Source organism: Rhizobium sp. CB2179 (genome assembly GCF_057653455.1).
The window spans coordinates 258,786-281,015 of record NZ_JBYGKR010000004.1 but is presented as its reverse complement, the minus strand read 5'-3'; the positions used below and the strand labels follow the sequence as shown (position 1 = coordinate 281,015).

23 protein-coding genes are annotated in these 22,230 nt (G+C 62.5%); 9 read left to right on the top strand and 14 right to left on the bottom strand.

What is annotated here, in order from left to right:
- Window positions 1-24 precede the first annotated feature (24 nt).
- A complete protein-coding gene (locus AC244Q_RS32905; RefSeq protein WP_026157694.1) occupies window positions 25-858 on the top strand; it encodes an inositol monophosphatase family protein in 834 nt (277 codons plus the stop codon).
- 18 nt (window positions 859-876) lie between these two features.
- Here AC244Q_RS32905 and AC244Q_RS32900 read toward each other — a convergent pair whose 3' ends face one another.
- The 4 genes from AC244Q_RS32900 to AC244Q_RS32885 are packed head-to-tail and all read right to left on the bottom strand — an operon-like array spanning window position 877 to window position 4,847.
- Window positions 877-1,956 carry an ABC transporter ATP-binding protein gene (locus AC244Q_RS32900; protein WP_128405783.1) on the bottom strand — a complete coding sequence of 360 codons (1,080 nt, stop codon included), beginning with the start codon at window positions 1,954-1,956 and terminating at the stop codon, window positions 877-879.
- Between the two features lie 31 nt (window positions 1,957-1,987).
- Complete coding sequence (locus tag AC244Q_RS32895) at window positions 1,988-2,815, bottom strand: ABC transporter permease (RefSeq protein WP_017997184.1); 828 nt, start codon at window positions 2,813-2,815, stop codon at window positions 1,988-1,990.
- On the bottom strand, window positions 2,812-3,702 hold the full coding sequence (locus AC244Q_RS32890) for an ABC transporter permease (protein ID WP_017997183.1): 891 nt from the start codon (window positions 3,700-3,702) through the stop codon (window positions 2,812-2,814). Before AC244Q_RS32890 ends, AC244Q_RS32895 begins: the two co-directional genes overlap by 4 nt.
- A complete protein-coding gene (locus tag AC244Q_RS32885) occupies window positions 3,702-4,847 on the bottom strand; it encodes an extracellular solute-binding protein (protein WP_017997182.1) in 1,146 nt (381 codons plus the stop codon). Before AC244Q_RS32885 ends, AC244Q_RS32890 begins: the two co-directional genes overlap by 1 nt.
- A 185-nt stretch (window positions 4,848-5,032) precedes the next feature.
- On the opposite strand from AC244Q_RS32885, the gene msrA reads away from it, so the two are divergent.
- Window positions 5,033-5,542 (top strand): peptide-methionine (S)-S-oxide reductase MsrA, encoded by a 510-nt coding sequence (msrA, locus tag AC244Q_RS32880; protein ID WP_012760071.1) that lies wholly within the window; start codon window positions 5,033-5,035, stop codon window positions 5,540-5,542.
- A 6-nt stretch (window positions 5,543-5,548) separates the two neighbouring features.
- On the opposite strand, the gene AC244Q_RS32875 is transcribed toward msrA, so the two are convergent.
- Complete coding sequence (locus AC244Q_RS32875; protein WP_113545361.1) at window positions 5,549-6,421, bottom strand: LysR family transcriptional regulator; 873 nt, start codon at window positions 6,419-6,421, stop codon at window positions 5,549-5,551.
- 93 nt (window positions 6,422-6,514) lie between these two features.
- Here AC244Q_RS32875 and AC244Q_RS32870 point away from each other — a divergent pair, with 93 nt between their 5' ends.
- From AC244Q_RS32870 to AC244Q_RS32860, 3 genes are all read left to right on the top strand, one after another.
- A complete protein-coding gene (locus AC244Q_RS32870) occupies window positions 6,515-7,300 on the top strand; it encodes an SDR family oxidoreductase (RefSeq protein WP_012760073.1) in 786 nt (261 codons plus the stop codon).
- Between the two features lie 27 nt (window positions 7,301-7,327).
- Window positions 7,328-8,026, top strand: coding sequence for a ribonuclease activity regulator RraA (locus AC244Q_RS32865; protein ID WP_017997180.1), 699 nt, complete (start codon window positions 7,328-7,330; stop codon window positions 8,024-8,026).
- Between the two features lie 269 nt (window positions 8,027-8,295).
- Complete coding sequence (locus AC244Q_RS32860; RefSeq protein WP_128405784.1) at window positions 8,296-9,180, top strand: protein-L-isoaspartate O-methyltransferase family protein; 885 nt, start codon at window positions 8,296-8,298, stop codon at window positions 9,178-9,180.
- 154 nt (window positions 9,181-9,334) lie between these two features.
- Here the strand turns inward: AC244Q_RS32860 and AC244Q_RS32855 are convergent, their stop codons facing one another.
- From AC244Q_RS32855 to AC244Q_RS32830, 6 genes are read right to left on the bottom strand one after another with little or no spacing between them, the layout of a single operon-like run.
- The gene (locus tag AC244Q_RS32855; RefSeq protein ID WP_020487149.1) at window positions 9,335-10,624 is read right to left on the bottom strand and encodes an amidohydrolase family protein; all 1,290 of its coding nucleotides are present in this window, start codon (window positions 10,622-10,624) and stop codon (window positions 9,335-9,337) included.
- A gap of 26 nt (window positions 10,625-10,650) precedes the next feature.
- Window positions 10,651-11,595: an ABC transporter permease gene (locus AC244Q_RS32850; RefSeq protein WP_017997178.1), complete on the bottom strand. Its 945-nt coding sequence runs from the start codon at window positions 11,593-11,595 to the stop codon at window positions 10,651-10,653.
- Window positions 11,592-12,641 carry an ABC transporter permease gene (locus tag AC244Q_RS32845; RefSeq protein ID WP_017997177.1) on the bottom strand — a complete coding sequence of 350 codons (1,050 nt, stop codon included), beginning with the start codon at window positions 12,639-12,641 and terminating at the stop codon, window positions 11,592-11,594. The genes AC244Q_RS32850 and AC244Q_RS32845 overlap by 4 nt, the downstream gene beginning before the upstream one ends.
- Entirely contained in the window at window positions 12,631-14,163 is a 1,533-nt protein-coding gene (locus AC244Q_RS32840; protein ID WP_017997176.1) for an ABC transporter ATP-binding protein, read from the bottom strand. The genes AC244Q_RS32845 and AC244Q_RS32840 overlap by 11 nt, the downstream gene beginning before the upstream one ends.
- Window positions 14,160-15,572 (bottom strand): amidase, encoded by a 1,413-nt coding sequence (locus AC244Q_RS32835; RefSeq protein WP_128405785.1) that lies wholly within the window; start codon window positions 15,570-15,572, stop codon window positions 14,160-14,162. Before AC244Q_RS32835 ends, AC244Q_RS32840 begins: the two co-directional genes overlap by 4 nt.
- A gap of 8 nt (window positions 15,573-15,580) precedes the next feature.
- Complete coding sequence (locus tag AC244Q_RS32830) at window positions 15,581-16,567, bottom strand: BMP family protein (protein WP_017997174.1); 987 nt, start codon at window positions 16,565-16,567, stop codon at window positions 15,581-15,583.
- Window positions 16,568-16,907: 340 nt separating this feature from the next.
- Here AC244Q_RS32830 and AC244Q_RS32825 point away from each other — a divergent pair, with 340 nt between their 5' ends.
- From AC244Q_RS32825 to AC244Q_RS32815, 3 genes are read left to right on the top strand one after another with little or no spacing between them, the layout of a single operon-like run.
- The gene (locus AC244Q_RS32825) at window positions 16,908-17,537 is read left to right on the top strand and encodes a CDP-alcohol phosphatidyltransferase family protein (RefSeq protein WP_017997173.1); all 630 of its coding nucleotides are present in this window, start codon (window positions 16,908-16,910) and stop codon (window positions 17,535-17,537) included.
- Window positions 17,534-18,154: a lysophospholipid acyltransferase family protein gene (locus AC244Q_RS32820; protein ID WP_128405786.1), complete on the top strand. Its 621-nt coding sequence runs from the start codon at window positions 17,534-17,536 to the stop codon at window positions 18,152-18,154. The genes AC244Q_RS32825 and AC244Q_RS32820 overlap by 4 nt, the downstream gene beginning before the upstream one ends.
- Complete coding sequence (locus AC244Q_RS32815; protein WP_128405787.1) at window positions 18,151-19,080, top strand: phosphatidate cytidylyltransferase; 930 nt, start codon at window positions 18,151-18,153, stop codon at window positions 19,078-19,080. Before AC244Q_RS32820 ends, AC244Q_RS32815 begins: the two co-directional genes overlap by 4 nt.
- Window positions 19,081-19,093: 13 nt before the next feature.
- Here the strand turns inward: AC244Q_RS32815 and AC244Q_RS32810 are convergent, their stop codons facing one another.
- The 3 genes from AC244Q_RS32810 to AC244Q_RS32800 form a co-directional block, all read right to left on the bottom strand.
- A complete protein-coding gene (locus AC244Q_RS32810) occupies window positions 19,094-19,417 on the bottom strand; it encodes a chaperone modulator CbpM (RefSeq protein ID WP_128405788.1) in 324 nt (107 codons plus the stop codon).
- Between the two features lie 2 nt (window positions 19,418-19,419).
- The gene (locus AC244Q_RS32805; protein WP_128405789.1) at window positions 19,420-20,334 is read right to left on the bottom strand and encodes a DnaJ C-terminal domain-containing protein; all 915 of its coding nucleotides are present in this window, start codon (window positions 20,332-20,334) and stop codon (window positions 19,420-19,422) included.
- A 120-nt stretch (window positions 20,335-20,454) separates the two neighbouring features.
- On the bottom strand, window positions 20,455-20,922 hold the full coding sequence (locus tag AC244Q_RS32800; protein ID WP_128405790.1) for a universal stress protein: 468 nt from the start codon (window positions 20,920-20,922) through the stop codon (window positions 20,455-20,457).
- A gap of 159 nt (window positions 20,923-21,081) precedes the next feature.
- Between AC244Q_RS32800 and AC244Q_RS32795 the strand changes: the two genes are divergently transcribed.
- Window positions 21,082-21,984 (top strand): NAD(P)-dependent oxidoreductase, encoded by a 903-nt coding sequence (locus tag AC244Q_RS32795; RefSeq protein ID WP_128405791.1) that lies wholly within the window; start codon window positions 21,082-21,084, stop codon window positions 21,982-21,984.
- The last annotated feature ends 246 nt before the right edge of the window (window positions 21,985-22,230 follow it).

The window sequence follows — 22,230 nt, the reverse complement described above, 5'->3', positions numbered from 1 at the left end:
CTCCGCTACATCCGGACCTTCCTCATGACATCACCCTCGATTACCGCGCGTCTTTCCCCGACCGCCTCGTCCCGCCTCGTTGTGCTTGCCGAAACGGTATTGAAGGCGGGCGAGACCGCCCGTGGCTCGCTGCGGCGACGAACGTCGGCAGAAATGCTCGCCAAGGCGCCGCGCGATTATCAGACCGAAATCGATGTCGCCGTCGAGCGGATCATCGTCGACGAGATGACGAAGGCCTTCCCGGACTATGCCATCCAGGGCGAGGAAGCCGTCGGCAACCGCACGGCGGGTCCAGAAACGCCGATCATCTACATCGACCCGATCGACGGCACGACCAATTACGCCTGGGGCATTCCGCATTTCGGCATGACGATCTCGATCGTCGAAGGCGGCAGGCTCGTCATGGGCGTCGTCTATGACGCCATGCAGGACGAGCTGTTCAGCGCCGAGATCGGCGGCGGCGCTTATCTCAACGGCGAGCGTATCCGCTGCGCCGATGTCGGCGACATCGAGAATGTGCTTGTCGGCGCCGGGCTGCCGATCCCCGGCCAGGTCACGGCGGTTGCGGAAGCGACCTATTTCGAAGCCATCAAACGGCTGATGGCCAATACGGCGGGTTTGCGCCGCCTCGGCTCGGCAGCCTTGTCGATCGCCTATGTCGCCTGCGGCCGGCTGGACGGATTCTTCGAGGACGGGCTCGCGATCCATGATTTCGGCGCCTCGGCGCTGCTGGTCGAAGAGGCGGGCGGCATCGTCACCCGGTTTTCCGGGGCCGAAGTCAACGGGCAGGGCGATATCCTTGCCGCCAGCAAGGCGCTGCATCCCTGGCTGCTGGAAGGCTTCCAGAGCAAGGCGTGAACCGGCGCGCCCGAGCGTCTAAACTCGCAGGAGCTCTTCGATCTCCACATCGCCCTTTGCCGGCATCGACTGATGGACGAGCTCGTTGTCGCGGAAGACGAAAAAGCCGGCGAAACGCGGCTCGACCCTCATCCCGGCCCGGATGCGATCGTCCGGCGCCACCATCGCCTTCAGACGGCTGCCGTCGGCAAGATCGACATCGACCATCTTGTGGGTGCCGACATCGACGATGCGATGGACTGTCGCGGCATCGACCCGCTCCGAGGGACGGATGGTCAGCGCTTCCGGGCGGGCGGCCAGCGTCACCGGCCCATCCTCGACAGGAACCGCAAGCGGGAAGAGCGGATGTTCGCAGACGCCGTTTCTGGTCTGACTCTGGACAAAATTCATCGAGCCGATGAAACCGGCGACGAAGGCCGTCTGCGGCTGCCGGTAGATGGTGCTCGGCGGCGCGATCTGTTCGGTGCACCCGTCGCGCATGACGACGATGCGGTCGGCGAGCGCTAAGGCCTCGTCCTGGCCATGGGTGACGAAGAGCGTGGTGATGCCGAGGCGCTGCTGAATATCGCGCACTTCCTCCCGCAGCCTTTCTCGTAAGTGCTGGTCGAGGCTGGCGAAGGGCTCGTCGAGCAGAAGGATCTTCGGCTCAAGCACCAGCGAGCGGGCAAGCGCGACGCGCTGCTGCTGACCGCCTGACAGTTGCGTCGTCATCCGGCGGCCGTAGTCGGCAAGGCCGACCAGCGCAAGCGTATCCTCGACACGCTCACGGATTTCGGATTTCGGCAGCCGGCGGAGCTTCAGGCCGAAGGCGATGTTGTTGAAGACATCCATGTGCGTCCAGAGCGCATGGCTCTGGAATACCATACCGGTCGGGCGTCGCTCGGGCGGCAGCGTCGTCACATCCTTCGCGTCGATGCGGATCGTTCCGCCGCTCGGGCGCTCGAAGCCGCCGATCATCCTGAGAAGCGTCGACTTGCCGGAACCGGATGGGCCAAGCAGGCAGACGAGTTCGCCGTCGCCCACTTCGAGCGAGAAGTCGCGAACGGCAAAGGTGGTCCCGAACAGCTTCGAAACGCCCTCGATCGAAAGATGTGCCATTCTCAAACCCTTCCTTGAACCGGTACGCGCCTCATGCGCCGAAGCCTCGTGCGAATGCGCCGGTGCCGATCACGCGGCGGGCAAACATCAGCGCGATGAAGGACGGCACCCACAGCATGACTGACAGTACGGCGCCGTATTGCACGACGATCTGGTTGTTGATGAAGCTGATCATCAGCACCGGCATGGTGCGGATCTGAGGCGCGCCGATCAGCCAGGCACCTTCGGTCTCGTAGAAGGTGCCGACGAAGGTCAAAAGCAGTGCGGCTGCGATCGTGGGTCCGGCCTGTGGCAGGGTGATCGACCAGAAGACGCGCAGCGGGGTTGCGCCGGCATCGCGCGCCGCCTCTTCCATGCGCCGGTCGACATTCTGGAAGGCTGCGACCGGAATCCAGATCATCAGCATCAGCGTGCCGACAAGCTGGATCAGCACGACGCCCCAGAAGGTGCTGATCAGGCCGAGCTGCAGAAAGATGCCGGCAATGGCGACGAGCAGGCCGAATTTCGGAAAGGCATGCGATGCGAGGAAGGAGAGAAACAAGATATTCCTGCCGGGAAAACGCATGCGCGCGAAGGCGTAAGCGGCGGGAAGGCAGATGATGGCGGAGAGCAGGGTCACCGTCGCCGTCAGCCGCAGGCTGAGGAAGAGCGCGTCCCAGACATCCCCGCGCGCCAGCGTCTGGCCCCAGAAGCGCAGGCCGAATTGCTGCGGGATCACCGAGGGATAACGCCAGACCTCGGTGAAGGCCCAGGTTCCGACGACGATCAGCGGCAGCGCGATGAACAGCGTCAGCAGGCATGCGAAGAGCAGGCCGATCCAGTCGAAGCGCAGGCCGAAGCCCGATCTGCCCGCATTCATGGCTGGGCCTCGCGGTTGCGGGCGATCGACCTGATATAGAGGATGCCGAAGATCAGGCAGAAGCCGAATGTGATGACGGCCTGGGTCATGGCGTTCAGCGGGTCGTTCATGTCGGCGAAGGTCCGCTGCATGAACGGCCCCATCATCTCCGGCGACGCCCCGCCGAGTACATAGGGAAGGGTGAAGGCGGAGAAGATGCCGAGCACGGCGAAGGAAGCGGTCACCAGCAGCGAATTGCCCATGCGCGGCAGAATGATCGAGATGAAGACACGAAGCGGCCTTGCGCCGACATCCCTTGCGGCTTCGACGGCGCTGTTCGAGACGGAGGAGAGCCCTGATGTCAGCATCAGGACCGTCAGCGGGAGATTGTCCCAGACGAGGCCGATGACAGGCCCCCACGGCGTCAGATAGGGGGTGCGCAGCTTGGGCAGGCCGATGGCGTTCAGCAGCAGGTCGACGGTGCCGTTCGGCCCGATGGTGCGGATCAGCGCATAGGCGAGAATGATCGACGGCACGAACATCGGGAAGATTGCCAGCGCCTGCACATAGGCGGCAAGACGCCCTTGCGAGAAGCGGAGGTAAAGCGCGATCGGAAGGCCGATCGCCAGAAGCAGAATGCCACAGACGGCAGTGGTCCAGAGCGTCAGCCACAGATTGCCGAGGCTGTAGCCGTCGGTGAAGAAGAAGCGGTAGGAGGCAACAGAAAACTCCGTCGCGCCGTCAGGGCCACGAACGAAGATCGTGCCGAAGACCGCCGAAAAGATCGGGAAGACGATCAGCCATGCGAGCAGGAAGACCGGCAGGGCAACGAGGAGGAGCCCGATGGAGCTCCCCCTGTTGATGGACCGGTGACGACGCAGAACCGCCCGTGCAATGTCAGTGGACATCAGGTGCGGCTGATGCCTGGAGCGACGTTGCGATACCAGCCGTCATTGATCGTCGTTTCCCAATTGCCGCCTGGGAAGGTCGGAATGGTCGACGGAATGACGTCGGCATATTTCTTGCGAAGGTCGTCGGAAATGTGGTCCCAGGAAATAGCCGGGAAGCCGCCGATCTCGGTGATGATCGCTTCCTGCATTTCCTTCGTCAGCATGAATGCGGCCAGCTTCAGGGCCGCATCCTTGTTGGCGCCGTTGGAGAAGACGGTGATGCTGGAGAAGCCGCCGCAAAGGGCGAGATCGGTAAGCTGCACCAGGCCGGTCGTATCAGGCAGCACACCCTGGGAGATCGCCTGCAGCACCTGGTCCGACCAGACCGGCACCATGGTGACGACGCCCTGGGCGAGCAGCTGGATCGACTGGGTGTTGCCGGCTGTATAAGCGCCCTTGTCGTAGAGCGCAGGGGCGAGGTCGTTGAGGATCTTCCAGGCCGGCGTCAGCGTCTCAGTGGCGAAGTCGGCGGTGAAATTGTCGATCTTGAACTTCTTCGGATCGCGGCCGTTCGCCTCATGGATCGCGCGGCGAACGAAGTTGCCGCCCGAACCGCCCTTGTCGGGTCTGTTGTAAATGAACTGGCCCGGATTGGCCTTGATCCAGGCGGTGAGCTGATCCCAGCTCTTCGGTGCATCCTTCGGATCGAGCTTGGTCTTGTCATAGGCGAGCAGGACCTGCGAACCACGATAGGGCAGCGAATAGGGCGTGTCGAAGGCAAGCGGGTTGATGCGGTCGTAACCGTCGACGTTTTCGGCGGAGAACTTGACCCAGAGCCCGGCGTCGATGCCGCCGGACGGCAGCCGCGGATCGAACTGCTCGAAAAGATCGGCCTGCGGATCGGTCTTCGTCTTCAGCGCGGCGAGCGCGCGGTCGCCGATGGCGCGCAGTCCATTATTGTCGCCGGCATCGGTCACCTTCAGGGCAAGACCCGGATGCGCTTTTTCGAAGGCCGGGCGGATGACGTTGTTCCAGAGGTCGACGATATTGGCATCCGAACCACTGTAGAGATCGATCGTTCCGGCCGCAGCCGATGCGAAACGCGGAAGAGCCAGCAGACCGGCTGCAGCGGACGATGTGATCAGAAATTCGCGTCTATTCATAACCCGTCTCCATCAGGTGTCGAGGCTGCGCCTCCGCAGGATGTCTGGGGCCTTGCTAGCGCCGGCGCGTAACATCGACATGACAGGGGCGGGCGTATCGGCGGAAAATTGCACAGCTGTGCTCTTTGCACCGTGTGGAAATCGGCGGCAGGAGACACTATCTCTTGCGGAAAAGGAGATATCCAATGACCGAAGAACGTGCAGTCCTCGCCGGTGGTTGCTTCTGGGGCATGCAGGACCTCATCCGCCGATACAAGGGCGTGATTTCGACCCGCGTCGGCTATACCGGCGGCGATGTGCCGAATGCCACCTACCGCAACCACGGAACCCATGCCGAGGCGATCGAGATTATCTTCGACCCCGCAAGGATCAGCTATCGGGAAATCCTCGAATTCTTCTTCCAGATCCACGACCCGAGCACGCGCAACCGCCAGGGCAACGACGTCGGCTTGAGCTACCGCTCGGCAATCTTCTACGTCACCCCTGAGCAGGAGCGCGTCGCCAGAGATACGATCGCCGATGTCGATGCATCGGGCCTCTGGCCCGGCAAGGTCGTCACCGAAGTCGTGCCGGTCAGCGATTTCTGGGAAGCCGAACCCGAGCATCAGGATTATCTGGAGCGGATTCCGAACGGCTATACCTGCCATTTCGTCCGGCCCGGCTGGAAACTGCCGGTCCGCCAGAAGATCGCCTGAAATTGATCAGGCTCCCATCGCCGCGCGGCTGGTTTCCAGAAGCGCGGCGACGAGATTTGTCCTCGGCGAGGATCGCGTCACCACGATGCCGACGGTGCGCACGGCGGACGAGCGGGGCAGGGGCAGCTTGAGGATATCAAGGCCAGCCGGCCAGGGCGGCGCCCAATCCGGCACGATCGAGATTCCGAGACCGCGGTCCACCATCACCGCGATTGCCTCCAGCGCGTCGAGCTCATAACGCTCGACCGGGCGGATGCCGATCTCGCGCAGATACTCGTCGGCGATGTGGCCACCCCACTGGTTGCGGTCGTAGCGGATGAAGGGCAGGGTCTGCAGCAGTTCGAGCGGATCCGCCCCTTCGCAATCCCGCGGAGCGATCAGCACCAGCGGTTCCTGGCGCAGTTTGTTGAAAGTCAGCGTCTTCTGCATCGGAAATCGCGGCTCGATGATGAAGGCCGCATCCAGCGCGCCGTTTAAAACCTCGGCATAGAGGTCCATCGACGCGCCCGGCTTGAGGAAGATCTCGATCAGCGGGTAATCCTGGGCGAGACGGTGGAGAATGTCGGGAACGAGGCCGGTCAGCGCCGTATTGATCGCACCGATCCGCATCTCGCCCGAAATCGTCGCCGTACCGGCCATCGCCTTCAGGTCGCGTGTGTCGCGCACCAGATCCCTGCAGCGGTCGAGAATGGCAAATCCCGCCTCCGTCGGCCGCATGACGCGGCCGGAGCGCACCAGCAGCCTCACCCCGAGCTCGGCCTCCAATGCGCGGATACGCTGGGCAACAGCCGCAGGCGTGAGGTTCAGCCGCTGGGCGGCCTCCGCCAGCGAGTGCCGCTCGGCAACGACAATGAAAGTTTCGAGAAAACGTGTGTCCATCGATAGTTTTTCTATCTCTTGAACGAAGCAGAAGCGATATTTTATTTACGATCCATTGCTCCGAAAGATGGCCCGACCATATGAGGAGATGAAATGGATTTCGGCCTGAAGGACAAGACGGCCCTGGTGCTTGGCGCCGGCGGCGGACTGGGCAGCGCGATTGCCGTCAAACTTGCGCGCGAAGGCGCCAGAATTGCCGCAGCGGATATAGATCTCGCCGCCGCTGAGAAGACCGCGGCTTCGGTTGAATCCGAAGGCGGTAAGGCGCTGGCGCTGCAATGGGATCTCTCCGATCTCGGATCGATCGATGCGCGTGTCGCTGCAATCGAGCGCCAGTTCGGACCGGTCGATATCCTCATCAACAATACCGGCGGCCCGCCGCCGACCACCGTCTCCGGCCAGGATCCGACGCTCTGGAACCAGTATTTCCAAAGCATGGTCCTCTCCGTCATCGCCATTACCGATCGCGTGCTGCCTGAGATGCGGGCGCGCAAATGGGGGCGCATCGTCACCTCGACCTCGTCGGGCGTGGTCGCGCCGATCCCCAATCTCGGCCTCTCCAACGCGTTGCGCCTGTCATTGGTCGGCTGGTCGAAAACGCTGGCGCGCGAGGTCGGACGCGACGGCATCACCGTCAACATCGTCCTGCCGGGCCGGATCGCCACCGGCCGCATCACCTTCCTCGACGAGCAGAAGGCCAAACGCGAAAGCCGCTCCATCGATGACGTCGTCGCAGAAAGCACCGGCAGCATTCCGCTCGGCCGCTATGGCCGGCCGGAAGAATATGGCAATGTCGTCACCTTCCTGGCGAGCGAACCTGCCTCCTATCTCACCGGATCGGTGATCCGCGTCGATGGCGGCATGATCCAGAGCATCTGACAGAAACCGAATTGGAACCGAATACCGATGGCCCTCAACGCTGAAGCGATAGCAACTCTCAAGACCGTCTCGACGGCGACCCTGACGACCGTTCTTCTGAAGAAGGGCCTGCGGAACGTCTGGATCCGCGGCGCCGTTCCCCTGAAGCCCGGCCAGCCGCGCATCGTCGGCCCGGCCTTCACCCTGCGCTTCGTTCCGGCCCGCGAAGATCTGGCGACGCCGGCATCCTGGGCCTCGCCGATCTCGACCCGCGCCGCGATCGAAGCGATGCCGGAAGGCTGTGTCGCCGTCGTCGACGCGATGGGCGTCACCGATGCCGGCATCTTCGGCGATATCCTCTGCGCCCGCATGCAGAAGAGAGGCGTTGCCGCACTCGTCACCGACGGCGTCGTGCGCGACCTTGCCGGCGTGCTCGACACCAATCTGCCGGTCTGGTGCCGCGGCGTCGCAGCACCCCCATCGGTCGCCGGCCTTACCTTCGTCGCCTGGCAGCAGCCGATCGGCTGCGGCGGCGTGGCTGTTTTCCCTGACGACATCATCGTCGTCGACCAGGACGGCGCGGTGCTGATCCCAGCCGATCTGCTCGACGTCGTGCTGACAGAAGCGCCGGAACAGGAGCGCATGGAAGCCTGGATCATGACCAGGATCGATGAAGGCGTATCGCTGCCCGGCCTCTACCCGATGAACGCCGAAACCAAGGCGCTTTACGAGGCCTCGAAGAAGTAAAGCACCGGGCCAGGGCGGATTGTAGTGGGCACGGTTTCGCCCAGCCCGTAACCCAACGTGAATTGCTTTGCGACAGAAATTTCCCCGATTTTTCTGCGGTGGCGATTTTTGTCGCGAACTTAGGATTTTTGCAACATTTGAACGGCCGGCTCCGACCCCATCTCGGCCGTTCATGGCAGGAGGCGAGGACGCCTAGAGCGGACTTTGCAGGTCGACATTGACTTGGATCATATCTGTCACATGTTTCGGGACTTTCGCGACAGGAATCCATGGAGTCGGTTCTGCCGATGACACCTGATGAAATGAAGATCGTGCGGCGAGCTTATGCGAAGCAGATCACGGCGGCTGCGAGAGTTGCCGATGAGCGTGTTGAAACAGCTTTTGCCGAAGTGCCGCGGGAAGATTTCCTTGGTCCCGGTCCGTGGCCGATCTTCCGAATGCGAAAAGCCTATGTTCCGACCCCGGCCGCCGACCCGGTTTACCTCTACACGGATGACGTTGTTGGTATCGTCCCTGAGCGCCACATCAACAACGGACAACCGTCACTTCATGCCTTCCTGCTTTCGCAGGCTGCGCCGCGAGCGGGCGAGCATATCGTGCATGTTGGCGCTGGTGCCGGCTACTATTCTGCGATCATGGCGAAACTCGTTGGCGCATCCGGCAAGGTGACGGCGATCGAGTTCGAGCCGGAGCTTGCCGCACGCGCGAAAGCAAATCTCGCTCCCTATCCGAATGTTTCCGTAGTTCCGGGCGATGGCAGTTCCGTGGCTTTCGATACAGCCGATGTGATCTATGTGAACGCGGGCGCGACCCGGCCCGCGAATATCTGGCTGGACCGGCTCAATAATGGCGGAAGGCTGATCCTACCGCTTACGACCGATCTTGGATTTACCAGCAGCAATTGGAGCAACATGCACCTTCGCGGTGCGGTGTTCCTCGTGATGCGCAGGGGTGAGGAATTTCACGCGCAATGGATTTCGCCGGTCGCCATCTTCCCCTGTGAAGGAATGCGCGATGAGGAATCGGAAAAAGCGCTCGCGGCGGCGTTCGAAAGCGGGGAGCACAAGCGGGTGACCCGGCTGTATCGTACTGATGAGGTGCCGGTCGAGCGATGTTGGGTTCGCGCTCCCGGCTGGTGCCTAACCTATGCTTAGGAGACGGTTCGGCATCATACCGTCGCGTAATTCCTAAATTCCGCGACAGTACCGGAAGCTCTGATTTTCCAGGGATTTTCTGTCGCCTTCGCGGCCCTTTTGTTTTGGCGCAGATGGAAGCTCCTCCGGTAAGCCGGAAAGCCTCCGCAGCATCTCAATAACGAGGCACGTAATCCAACCCGCCGTCGATCCGTGCCGGGCGTCCGTCGAGGAAAAGCTCGCCGATGCGCGGCGCCGAGCGGGCGATGACCTTGCCGCGGCGGATGACCGCCAAGCGGTTCGGCTTCAGCCGCAGCGCTTCCAGCGTGTCGCTGGCCTGGAGGATGACGAGGTCGGCGTTGCATCCCTTTTCCAAGCCGTAATCTGCAAGCCCCATCGTCTTCGCCGAATTGACGGTCAGTGCGTCGAAGATCCTCTTTTTGTCGTCGATGCCGGCCATCTGCGCGACGTGAATTGCCATATGGCCGACCTCCAGCATGTCGCCCGATCCCATCGAATACCAGGGGTCCATGACGCAATCGTGCCCGAAGGACACGTTGAGCCCGGCGTCCATCAATTCCCTAACGCGGGTCATGCCACGGCGTTTCGGATAGGTGTCGTGCCGGCCCTGCAGCATGATGTTGATCAGCGGATTGGGGATGACGTTGATCTCGGCCTCCGCCATTAGCGGAATGAGCTTGGAGACATAATAATTGTCCATCGAATGCATCGAGGTCAGATGCGAGCCGGCAACGCGCCCCTGCAAGCCGAAGCGGATGGTTTCAGCAGCCAGCGTCTCGATATGGCGCGAAAGCGGATCGTCGGTTTCGTCGCAATGGATATCGACAGGCAGGCCGCGATCGGCGGCGATGCGGCAGAGCGCCTCGACGGACGCCGTGCCTTCGCCCATCGTCCGTTCGAAATGGGGAATGCCGCCGACGATATCGACGCCCATGTCGAGGGCCCGGTTCAGCGCATCGATCGCGCCCGGCGAGCGGTAATAGCCGTCCTGAGGGAAGGCGACCAATTGCAGATCGATATAGGGCGCTACCTTTTCGCGAACCTCGATCATCGCCTCGACGGTCACCAGCCTGGGATCACTGGTATCGACATGGCTGCGGATGAAGAGCAGGCCCTGCGTGACCGCCAGATCGCAATAGCGCAGCGCGCGATCGACCAGTTCCTCCTTCGTCACGATCGGGCGCAGCTCCCCCCAGAGCGCAATGCCTTCGAGCAGGGTGCCGGACACGTTCATGCGCGGCAGGCCGAGCGATAGGGTGGCGTCCATATGGAAATGCGGATCGACAAAAGGCGGACTGACCAGCCGGCCGGTCGCGTCGATTTCTTCTCCCGCCTGCGCCTGGAGATTACTCTCAATGGCAACGATCTTGCCGCCCTGGATGCCAATATCAATACCCTTTCGGCCATCGGGGAGATTTGCATTTCTGACGATCAGATCGAACATCGGAGCCTCATTGAGTGTGGGCGGTTTCATCGTTCGCCGCGGCGATAGGGCTGCATCAGTGCCTGCGGAACGCGGGCGCGGCGGGCCATGACGGCAAGGGCGGCAATGGAAAGGATATAGGGCGTCATCAGAAACAGCTGATAAGGCACGAGCCCGCTGAGTGCGGTTTGCAGCCGAAGCTGGAAGGCGTCGAAGAAGGCAAAGAGCAGGGCGCCGAACAGCGCGCGGCCCGGCCGCCACGAAGCGAAGACGACGAGCGCGATGCAGATCCAGCCACGCCCCTGCACCATGGTCGGGAAAAAGCTGTTGAACGCCGACAATGTCAGGAAGGCGCCGCCCATTCCCATCAGCGCGCTTCCCATGATGACGGCGCCATAACGCACCTTCATCGGATTGACGCCCTGGGCTTCGGCCGCATGCGGGTTCTCGCCGGTCATGCGGATTGCAAGGCCGACGGGCGTGCGGAAGATGATGTAGGCCATCAGCAGGGCGATAATGATCGCCAGATAGGTCGGCGCCGTCTGGGTGAAGAAGGCCGGCCCGATGAAAGGCAGCGTCGAGAGACCCGGAATGGCGATCGGCTGGAACGGCACGATGGTGGGTGGGGTATTGGCAAGCGGCACGATCAACCGGAAGACATAGTAGCTGAAGCTGGAGGCAAACAGCGTGACGCCGAGACCGGAGACGTGCTGGGAGAGGCCGAGCGTCACCGTCAGGCCTGCATGCAGCAGACCGAAGACGCCGCCGGCCAGCGCCGCAATCAGCAGGCCGGTCCAGAGATCGGCGCCGTGATAGACGGAAAGCCAGCCAATCATCGCGCCGAAGGTCATGATGCCTTCGATGCCGAGATTGAGCACACCGGCCCGTTCGCAAAGCAGGGCGCCGAGCGTGCCGAAAATCAGCGGCGTGGCGATCCGCAGGATTGCCGCCCAGAGCCCGGCGGAAGCAATGATGTCGAACAGCTGCATCATCGCCGGATCCTGTATTGGGTAAAGAACAAGGCAATCAGCATCGTCAGCAGCGACAGCGCCACCGTGACATCGGCGATATAGGTCGGGATGGCGAGGCCGCGGCTCATGCCATCCGCGCCCACGAACATGGTGGCCGTGAAAATGGCGGCGAAGACGACGCCGAGCGGATTGAGGTTGGCGAGCATGGCGACAACGATACCGGCATATCCGAAGCCGGGCGACAGATCGGTCGTCACATAACCCTTGACGCCCATGACCTCGATCGCGCCCGCCAACCCTGCAAGCCCGCCCGAAAGGCAGGCAACCTTCACCAGCGTCCTGCCGAGCGGGACGCCGGCGAAGACTGCACCTCCGGGATTGAGGCCCGCAGCGCGCGACTGCATGCCGAACACGGTGCGGGACTGGACGAAATGGACGACGACCGCCAGTGCGATCGCGATCGCAAAGCCGATATGCAGGCGCGAGCGGGCGATCAGCTTGGGCAGCATGGCGTGATCGCTGACGGATTGCGACTGCGGCCAGCCGAAGGCGAGCGGGTCTTTGAGGATGCCGTCGATGAGCATCGAGACGAAGAGCACGGCGATGAAATTCAGGAGCAGGCTGGTGACGACTTCATCGACCGAGAAGCGCAGCCTGAGCCAGAGCGGGATCAGGATCAGCACCATGCCGGCAATGGCGCCGACCAGCAGCAGTAGCGGAATGAGGATAGGTGCGGGAAGATTGCCGAGCAATTTCGAGCTTGCCGCGGCAACGGCGATGGCGCCGAGATAGAACTGGCCTTCAGCGCCGATATTCCAGAGCCGCGCCCGGAAAGCGACGGCGGCGGCAAGCCCCGTCAGCATCAGCGGCGTTGCCCGCGTCAGCGTTTCGGTCGCTGACAGCCGCGAGCCGAAAGCACCGGTCAGGATGCGCCAATAGGCATCGAGAACAGGCGCGCCGGCGATTGATATCAGGATGCCAGCCAGCGCCAGCGCTGCGATGACCGCGATCACAGGGGTGACGATCAGCAGGTAAAGCGGACCGTGTTCGCGGCGCTCAAATCGCATGGCCGGCCTCTGGGGTTTCCTGCCATTCGCCGGCCATCATCAACCCCAGCCTGCGGGCATCGGCGCTTTCGGCCGCGACGGGCGGGGACAGGCGGCCGCCGACGATTGCCTGTATGCGATCGGCAAGCGCGATCATCTCGTCGAGGTCTTCGGAGATCAGCAGCACGGCCGTGCCCTGCCGGCGGGCTTCGAGCAGACGGGCGTGCACGGCCGCCACCGCTCCCTCATCGAGGCCACGCGCGGGCTGCGCCGCGATCAGGATGCGCGGCCGCCGATGCAGGTTGCGGCCGAGAATGAGTTTTTGCATATTGCCGCCGGAGAGCAGCCGGGTGCGGATCGCCGGCCCGCCGCCGCGGACATCGAAGCCGTCGATAATCTCCTTCGCGAAGGCCATGCCCGCCTTGCGGTTGACGAGGCCACGGCGAGAAAACGCCGGCGATGCGATGCGCTCGAGCACGGCGTTTTCCCAGATCGCCATTTCGCCGATCACACCCTCCTCGTTGCGGTCCTCGGGAATGCGGCCGATGCCGGCTTCGACGACATCGGTAACACCAAGATTGCCGATGGCTTTCCCGAACAGCAGAAGGTCGCCGGCGCTGCGCGACAGTATGCCGGAAAGAAGATGCGCCAGTGCCGCCTGACCATTGCCGGAAACGCCGATGATGCCGAGGATCTCGCCCTGATGCAGGCGGAAGCTGATCGATTTCAATCGATCGACGCCGTCGATACGCACCGTCACATCGACCGCTTCGAGGGCAACGGCACCGGGTGTGGAAGGCTCGCGTACGGGCCGCGTCACGCGGCGCCCGACCATCAGTTCGGCGAGTTCCGCCTTGCTGGTGTCCGACGCCTTGCGTTCGGCGACCATCTTGCCGCCGCGTAAGACCACGATGCGGTCGGCCGCCGCCATGACTTCGTCCAGCTTGTGGGAGATGAAGATCAGCGACAGGCCCTGGCGGGCCATTTCCCTTAGCGTCGTGAACAGCCGTTCAGCCTCGATATTGGTCAGCACCGCCGTCGGCTCGTCGAGGATCAGGATGCGGGCGTCGTTATAGAGCGCCTTGAGGATCTCGACGCGCTGCTGCTCGCCGACCGACAAGTCGCCAAGGCGGGCATCCGGATCGACCTTGAGGCCGAAGCGCTCGGAAATTGCCAAGAGTTTCTTCCGCGCCGCCGACGTTCCCGAGCGCCAGGACCACAGCCTTTCGGTGCCGGTCATGACATTTTCGAGGACGGTCAGATTGGGCGCCAGCGAGAAATGCTGATGCACCATGCCGACGCCGGCGCGGATCGCCGCACGCGGCTTGCCCTGCGGCACCTCCGTGCCCTCGATCAGAATGCGGCCGGCATCCGGCATGTAATGGCCGAAAAGGATGCTCATCAGCGTGGTCTTGCCCGCGCCGTTCTCGCCGAGCAGGGCCACGACCTCGCCCTTTGCAAGCGTCATGGAAATATCGTCATTGGCAAGATTGTCGCCGAAGCGCTTGCTGACGCCGATAATTTCCAGCACAGGCCCGGTCATGACGGTAGTCCTGTAACGGGAAAACGATGCTGCCATCGCCCCTCGGCCTCCAGGCGCCCGGCAAGCGACAGGAGGCGCGGCTCGTGACCCATCGGCGCCATGATCTGCACCGGCAGCGGCATGGCATGCTCATCCTGTCCGAAAGGCAGTGTCAAAGCAGGAAAACCCGAAATATTGGCGAGGCAGGCAAGCGGCGCAAATGCCGTCATCCGCTCGAGATGCAGATCCGTGTCGGCATGATCGGACGGAAAGGAGCCAATCGCAAGAGGCGCGGAAGACAGCATCGGCATGAGGATGCAATCGACCGTGTCGAACAGCGCCCAAAGGTTACCGCTCACCAGGACGGCCTCGCTCAGCGTGTTCCAAAGCATGGTGGCCGACAGCGCTCGTCCGCGCGCCGCGAAAGCCTGCGTCAGAGGCTCGGCCCTGCCTTCATCGAGAGCCGCCGCCTTCATGAGTGCTGCGAGATTGACCGAGACGATATCGGCGAAGGCGCGGCCGCTTGAAGCGACGCTCCAATCGAACTCGGCCCAGTTCAGCGGAACAATGACGTGTCCGTCGCTTTCGAGCGCACGGGCCGCATCTTCGACGGCTGCGAGCCGATCACCCTCCGTCGGATAGGTCGACCCGGTATCAACAAGCAGGCCGATCCGCAAACGGCCGTTATCGCTGTCGACAGGGGAGGGGTCGGGAAAAGGTCCTCGCGATTTGCCGCTCAGCCTGTCGAAAATCAGCGCCGTATCCTGCACCGAACGGCAGACCGCGAGTTCGCTTGCGATACCGGCCAAGTGGTTGCCGAAGGATGGCCCGCCGGGGATGGCGCCGCGCGTCGGCTTCAGTCCGACGAGGCCACAGCAGGCGGCTGGCACACGGATCGAGCCGCCGGCATCGGTGGCATGCGCAATCGCGACGATCCCGGCGGCAACCGCTGCCGCCGCACCGCCGGAAGAGCCGCCCGCGGTTCGTGCCGGATCGAGTGGGTTGCGACAGATCGGTCCGATCGCCGGTTCGCTGGCAAGCGACAGGCCGAATTCCGGGCTCGTCGTCAGGCCAAACAGACAGAAGCCGGCGTCGCGGAAACGGGCAGCCAGATCGGAATCCGCTTCGCCGCCCTTTCTTTCGAAAAGACCGGAACCGGCCGTTACCGGCAGCCCGGCAAAGGGGCCGCCAAGATCCTTCGCCAAGGTCGGCACGCCGGCAAAGGGCCTCGCGGCAAAGCGATCGGGCGCGCTCCGCCGCTCACTGTCGCGGTCGTCGGCCGAGGCAAGGCCCATGGCGGCATCGAGATAGGCGATGGCGCCGAGCGGCTCCTGCAGCACGGCCGCGGCAAGGGACGCCTGCATCGCCTCTGCAGCGCTCAAGCTGCCATGCCTGATCGCTGCCGCCAGATCCGTCGCATCGCCACGCATCAGCCGAATTACTTCGGCTCGTCCATCATCTTCGGAACTTCGAAGGTGCCGGCCTTGATCTCCGCCCGCTTGGCTTCCATGGCAGCCTCAGCCTCGGCGGGCGCCACGCCCTTCACGAAGACGATATCGCTGCCGCCTTCCTTCATCAGGCCGTAGGACGTGTAGTTCCTACCGACCGGCTTTCCGGCAGCGACATCGGCGATCGCAGCGTCCAGGATCGGGCGGAAATACCACATGGCGTTGGCGAATACCGTGTCAGGATAACGCGGCGTATAGTCGATCAACGAGCCGACCGACTTGATGCCGCGCTCCTTGGCGGCATCGGCAGTACCGATGCGCTCGCCGAACAGGATGTCGGCGCCGGCATCGATCTGGGCAAGACCGGCTTCGCGGGCCTTCGGCGGATCGAAGAAGGTGCCGATGAAGGAGACCAGGTGCTTGGCATCGGGATTGACCGCCTTGACGCCGGCTGCGAAGGCGTTGATCAACATGTTGACCTCGGGGATCGGAATGGCGCCGACCGAACCGACGACATTCGACTTGGTCATCTTGCCGGCCAGCATGCCGGCGAGATAGGCGCCGTCATGGTTCCAGGTGCCGAAGACGCCGAAATTGTCGCCGGCCTGCTCGCCGCTCGAACCCAGCACGAAAGCGGTATCGGGATAATCGGCCGCGACCTGCCGGGCTTCTTTCTCCACCGCATAGGCCTCGCCGATGATCAGCTTGTTGCCCTGTTCGGCATATTCGCGCATGGCGCGCGGATAATCGGTGCCGGAGACGCCTTCGGAGAAGACATATTCGATCACGCCTTCCTTGGCGGCGTCCTGCAACGCCTTGTGCAGACAGGAGTTCCAGGCGTTTTCGACCGGCGACGCATGGATGCCGGCAACCTTCAGCGGCGCAGCAGCCCTTGCCAGCGGGGCAAAGCCGCTGACCCCAAGCGCAATGCCGGACGCGATCACTGCCCGGCGTGAAATCAGGATATCTTTGGTCATTGATTGTTCCCCTTTTTTACCATTTGGTTCAAAAATCATAGTAGCGCCCAAAAATGTGTCAAGCGGCAAACAGGCTTAAAAATCAGGCTGTTCAGTCCCCAGTGCAGCCTGTCTTCATCAGCCAATTTTTTCCGAGTTCGGATAGCGTCACGGCTTAGTTGAAAGGACGTGGCATGGCACGCTACGCCGGCAAGTTCTCAAGAAGTCAGGGCTCTCTTCCAAAAAAAGCGCTTTTCCGGGTCAGCGCGACAGACCCTGGGCCGAATATACAGGGCGTTACGACTTGGCGCGACGACATTGGCAGGATATGCAGGGAGGATAGGGGTTGGGGAAAATGATAATGGGGGAAGAAGAAGGCGCCTCGCGGCGACCGATCGCGAGCCGGTCGTCGTCCTGGGCCATCGGCCTCAGCGCGTGGCTGGCGCGCAGCGGCGCGACACCGAACGGCATTTCGCTTTTATCGGTCGTATTCGCGGGCATAGGCGCAGCGCTCATTGTTTTCACAACACATCCGATTGCCATGGTTTGCGCCGCGATCTCGGTGCAACTGCGGCTCGTCTGCAATCTGCTGGACGGAATGGTCGCGATCGAAGGCGGCAAGAAAACCAAGAGCGGGCCGCTCTATAATGAATTCCCCGACCGGGTCGCCGACAGCCTGTTTCTCGTCGCGGCTGGCTATGCCTGCGGCTTTGGCTGGCTCGGCTGGCTGGCTGCGCTGCTCGCCGCACTCACCGCCTATATCAGGGTCTTTGGAGGATCGGTCGGTCTTCCCCAGGACTTCAGCGGCATCATGGCCAAGCAGCGCCGCATGGCGGTGCTGACGGCGGGCCTCCTCGCCCAGAGCGTCGAGACGCTGGCATCAGGCAGCCACTGGTCGCTGATCTTGGCATCCGCGGTCATCGCGGCCGGCAGCCTTGTCACCTGCATCACACGCACGATAACGCTTGCCCGTTCCCTGGAGAGACTATGATCGCGCTCATCCGTCGCCTTCTCGTGCTGTTCGTCCGTATCCTGGTCGGCGCCCGAAGCGAGTGGCGGGGCTGCGCGCCCGATCCCAGCCGCCGCATCTATTTCGCCAATCACAACAGCCACATCGATACCGTCGCCGTCATGGCCGCCCTGCCATATCAGGTGCGCCGCATGACCCATCCGGTTGCGGCGCGCGATTATTGGGGAACCAGCGCCTTTCGCCGTTTCATCGCGGAGAAATGCCTGCGTGCCGTCCTGATAGACCGCAAGCCTCCGCCGGACAGCGATCCGCTGGCTCCGTTAGAGCGTCTGCTCGAGGAGGGGCATTCGATCCTGATTTTTCCTGAGGGAACGAGAAGCACCACCGATGAGATCGCCCCGTTCCGCAGCGGCATCTATCGCCTCGCCTGCCGTTTTCCGGATGTCGATCTCGTGCCGATCCATCTCGACAACCTGCAGCGCATCCTGCCGAAGGGAAGCATGCTGATCGTCCCGATCACCTGCACGGCGCGCTTCGGCAAGCCGCTGCGCGTCGAACCAGGCGAGGAAAAGACCGAATTCCTGGCTCGTGCCCGCGCCGCGGTCATTGAGCTCGCGGATGGGGGGCATGCCGCATGACCAGCCTTTTCTCCATCGTGCTGGCCGCCATCCTCGGCCTGCTTGCCGTCGCCTCGGCCATCGGTTTTGTCCTTCAGCGGCGCGCGACCGAACCCGGCTCCATCGCCACCGTCCAAAACCTCAACGCCCGTATCCGCTCCTGGTGGATCATGGTCGCGGTGTTCGGCGGCGCGATCCTGCTCGGCGACACGGCGACGGTCATCCTGTTCGCATTCCTGTCCTTTATGGCGCTTCGCGAGTTCTGGACCCTGACACCATCGCGGCGCGGCGATCATCTGGCGCTTTTCCTGTCCTTCTTCGTTGTGCTGCCGCTGCATTACGTGCTGCTCGGAACGGAGTGGTACGGCCTGTTTGCGATCTTCATCCCGGTCTATGCCTTCCTGATCCTGCCGGCGGTGGCGACCTTGACGGGTGACGTCAACGAATTCCTCGCCCGCAGCGCCAGGGTGCAATGGGGACTGATGCTGACGGTCTATTCGATCAGCCACGCTCCCGCCCTGCTCATGCTGGAGACCGGCACGCCGTCGGCGCTCCTTCTCGTCTATCTGGTCGTGGTCGTACAGCTCAGCGATGTCTTCCAATATGTCTGGGGCAAGCTCCTTGGAAAGCACCGCTTCTCGCCGAATATCAGCCCGTCGAAGACGATCGAAGGGCTGGTCGGAGGCGGCGCCTCGGCCATCCTCGTGGGAACGCTGCTTTATCGGCTGACGCCGTTTTCGCCGCTGCAGGCCGCAGCCATCAGCACCGTCATCGTCGTCGCGGGCTTCTTCGGCGGTTTCGTGCTCTCTGCCATCAAGCGCGATCTCAATGCCAAGGACTGGGGCTATGTGATCGAGGGCCATGGCGGCGTGCTTGACCGCCTGGACTCCATCACCTTCGCTGCACCGCTGTTCTTCCACATCGTCCGCTATTGGTTCACCACGTAGAAGCTGGTTCTGGCTAAAACCGATCCATGTCCTCGAGGCTCTCGAACAGTTGGCGCTGAACATCCCGCTCCTGCCTGCTGATGGCGGTCATCAGCTTGCCCATCGTTCCCCGCAGGCCGTGCAGCTCGTCGACCAGCTCCATGACGATATCGACGCCGGCTTCGTTGACGCCCATGTTTGCCATGAGGTCCAGGATCAGCCGGGCGCGTGCGATGTCGGCGTCACGAAATTGCCTTTGGCCGCCTGAGATCTCCGGGATCAACCAACCCTGTTCGATCCAGAGATCGAGCTGGACGATGTCGATTTTCAAGTAAAGACGGAATTCGAGATCATTCATGATCAAGCCTCCATGTTCTCTCTCGGATCGTAGGAGTTTGCCGTCGCCCATTCCTTCATGAAGGCCGTCAGCCGCTCATCCGAGGCGTCGGGCAGCACGATCTTCAGCGAGATGTAGACGTCGCCGTGTCCGCCGCCGCGTTTTGCGACACCTTTGCTCTTGAGACGCAGGACCTTGCCCGTGTTCGAATGAGGCGGCAGCGTCAGATTGACCGGTCCCGACGGCGTCGGCACGCGAACCTTGCCACCAAGCACGGCCTCACTGAGGGAGATCGGCAGTTCCAGGCGGATATCGTCGCCGTCTCGCGTAAAGAAGCGGTGCGGGCGCACACGGATTTCGATCAGGGCATCGCCCACCGGCCCACCGCCGGTGCCCGGCTCGCCCTTGCCGCGCAGCCGCAAGGTCTGGCCGTCGCGCGTCCCCGGCGGGATCTGTACGTCGAGCGCCGGACCATTCGGCATCTTGACCTCCGTCCTGGTGCCGTTGACGGCCTCGAGAAAGTCGACCTCCATGGAAAATTGCCGGTCACGGCCACGTCCACGGGTCTGGCCGCCGCCGGAACGACGTGAAAAGAAGCTGGCGAAGATATCGTCGGCATCGCTGAAATCGGCAAAGCCGGCGCTGTTGTGGTAGGGATCGCCTGGCCCGCTCTTCGACGCGTAGTCGCGGTAATAATTGCGCTGCGCCCGCTCGGCGCCCGTTATATCGATCTCGCCGCGGTCGAAGCGTCCGCGTTTTTGCTCGTCACTCAAGATCTCGTAGGCCGTTGAAATTTGCTTGAACCGTTCCTCAGCTTTTTTGTCGCCGGGGTTAAGGTCGGGGTGAAGTTTCTTGGCGAGCTTGCGGAACGCGCTTTGAATATCCTTTTGCGTCGCATCCCGCTTCACGCCTAGAAGCTCATAGGGATCCTGGCTCATACATATCTCCGGTCGGGCAGCGAATACTGCTGGTTGGCTCAGCAATGATATAGGTTGTCGGGCCGCCGCCGGGGAGGGGAGGCCGGTCACTGTGATCGACTTCATCAATCCGCAGCGGGACTAGAACAACGCTGCGTCTTCCACTTGAGGCGCCCAGCCTTCATGCGCGGGATCGGGTCGCCGATCGATCAGAACCGAGCACCCGGCATGGCGCACAACCTTGTCGACGATCGAGGAGAAGACGAAGTCGGTGATATCGGTCACATGGGATGAAACCAGGATAAGATCGGCCGATTTCTCCCTTGCGCTGGAGACGAGTAGGGAGGCGGCAACGCCGATACGAACCTCGATCATCGCCGGAATTCCCAGCTCCTTGCAGAGCGATGCTAGCTTCTTTTCGGCGTCGACGATGGCGGTCGTTTCGAATTCCTCGGGAAGCTCCGTCAGGTGACGGCGGGGGATATGCTCGATGACGTGCATGACGACGATGCTTCCGCCTTCGTCCATCAGCGCAGCAGCCCGGCGCAGAAGGCGGCTGGCCGTTTTGCGGGAACCCATGCCGATGCCGCAGATGATCGTCCGATACATTGAAATCCATATCCTCGAATGTGAATGATAGCACCGATCATACCGGTGTCGACCGTCCCGACATTGACGAATATCAAGAAAAAGTGCCGCTAGGCAGCGGGCATGAAACGGCCAGCTGCTTCTGAACAGACCTCCGGCTGAATCGTCGCAGTTGACGGCATGGTCTCCGGCAACATTTCTAACCCAGTGTCGTCACTTATTGAGGTTCACATGCCGAATTTTGCGATTATCGGATCGGGTGCGATGGGAAGTGCCGTCGCCAAAAGGTTGATCGACCACGGCGCTACGGTGCTGACCTATCTCGAGGGCAGGAGCGAGCAGACGATTGCGCGGGCAAAGGCAGCCGGCATGGTGCCGGTCGGCCGCCAGGAGCTGACGAAGGCCGAGCTGATCTTGTCGATCGTTCCGCCGGCGGAGGCGATCAAGGTTGCCGAACTCATCGCGGACATATCGTCGGGGATGCAGGCGCCGCCTCCCTTCATCGACCTCAACGCGATTGCGCCGAAAACGATGCAGGCTTTGGCGGCACGCTTCGAAGGCAGCGGCGGCGAGGTGCTTGACGGTGCGATCATCGGCGGGCCGCCGGTTCCCGACAAACCAGGTCCGACCATCTATATCAGCGGCGATACCGCGGGGCGAAGCCGGCTGCTCGAGGATTACGGCCTGCGGATCCGCAGGCTCGACGGGCCGCTCGGCGCCGCCTCGGCACTAAAGATGTGTTATGCCGGCATCAACAAGGGATTTATCGGCCTTGGCACTGCCATGCTGCTTGCCGCATCGCGTTCGGGTGCCGCCGAAAGCCTGAAGGTCGAGCTCTCGGAAAGCCTTCCCGACGTCGACCGCAAGCTCTCGAGATCCATTCCCGACATGTATCCGAAAGCCTATCGATGGGTCGCCGAAATGCAGGAGATTGCCGATTTCCTCGGCGAGGACGATCCGGCGGCGAACATCTTCCGCGGCATGGCGGACGTCTTTGCCAGGATGGCCGGCGACGTGGAGGGCAGCCGCGTGCTCGTCGGGCAGTTGGACGAAATCCTCGCGCGCCCCGACATCGATCGCTGACCGCAACAGCCTTATAGGTGCTTGGCTACGTCCATTCTTTGATGAAGGATGTGCACGACGAATGATCTGGCCTGCATCGTTGCTTTTGAAACTCAGAAAATGAGAGCCAACAGAGACCTTTCGTACCCTTTCCGAATATCCGAGGGGCGGCTCATCCGTCTTCCCTCCGCCAGTTCGTGGCAGGCGTCTCTTAGTCCTGGATGTAACGTCTGCTGATCGACATTCCAACTTGTCGCCGCATAATCC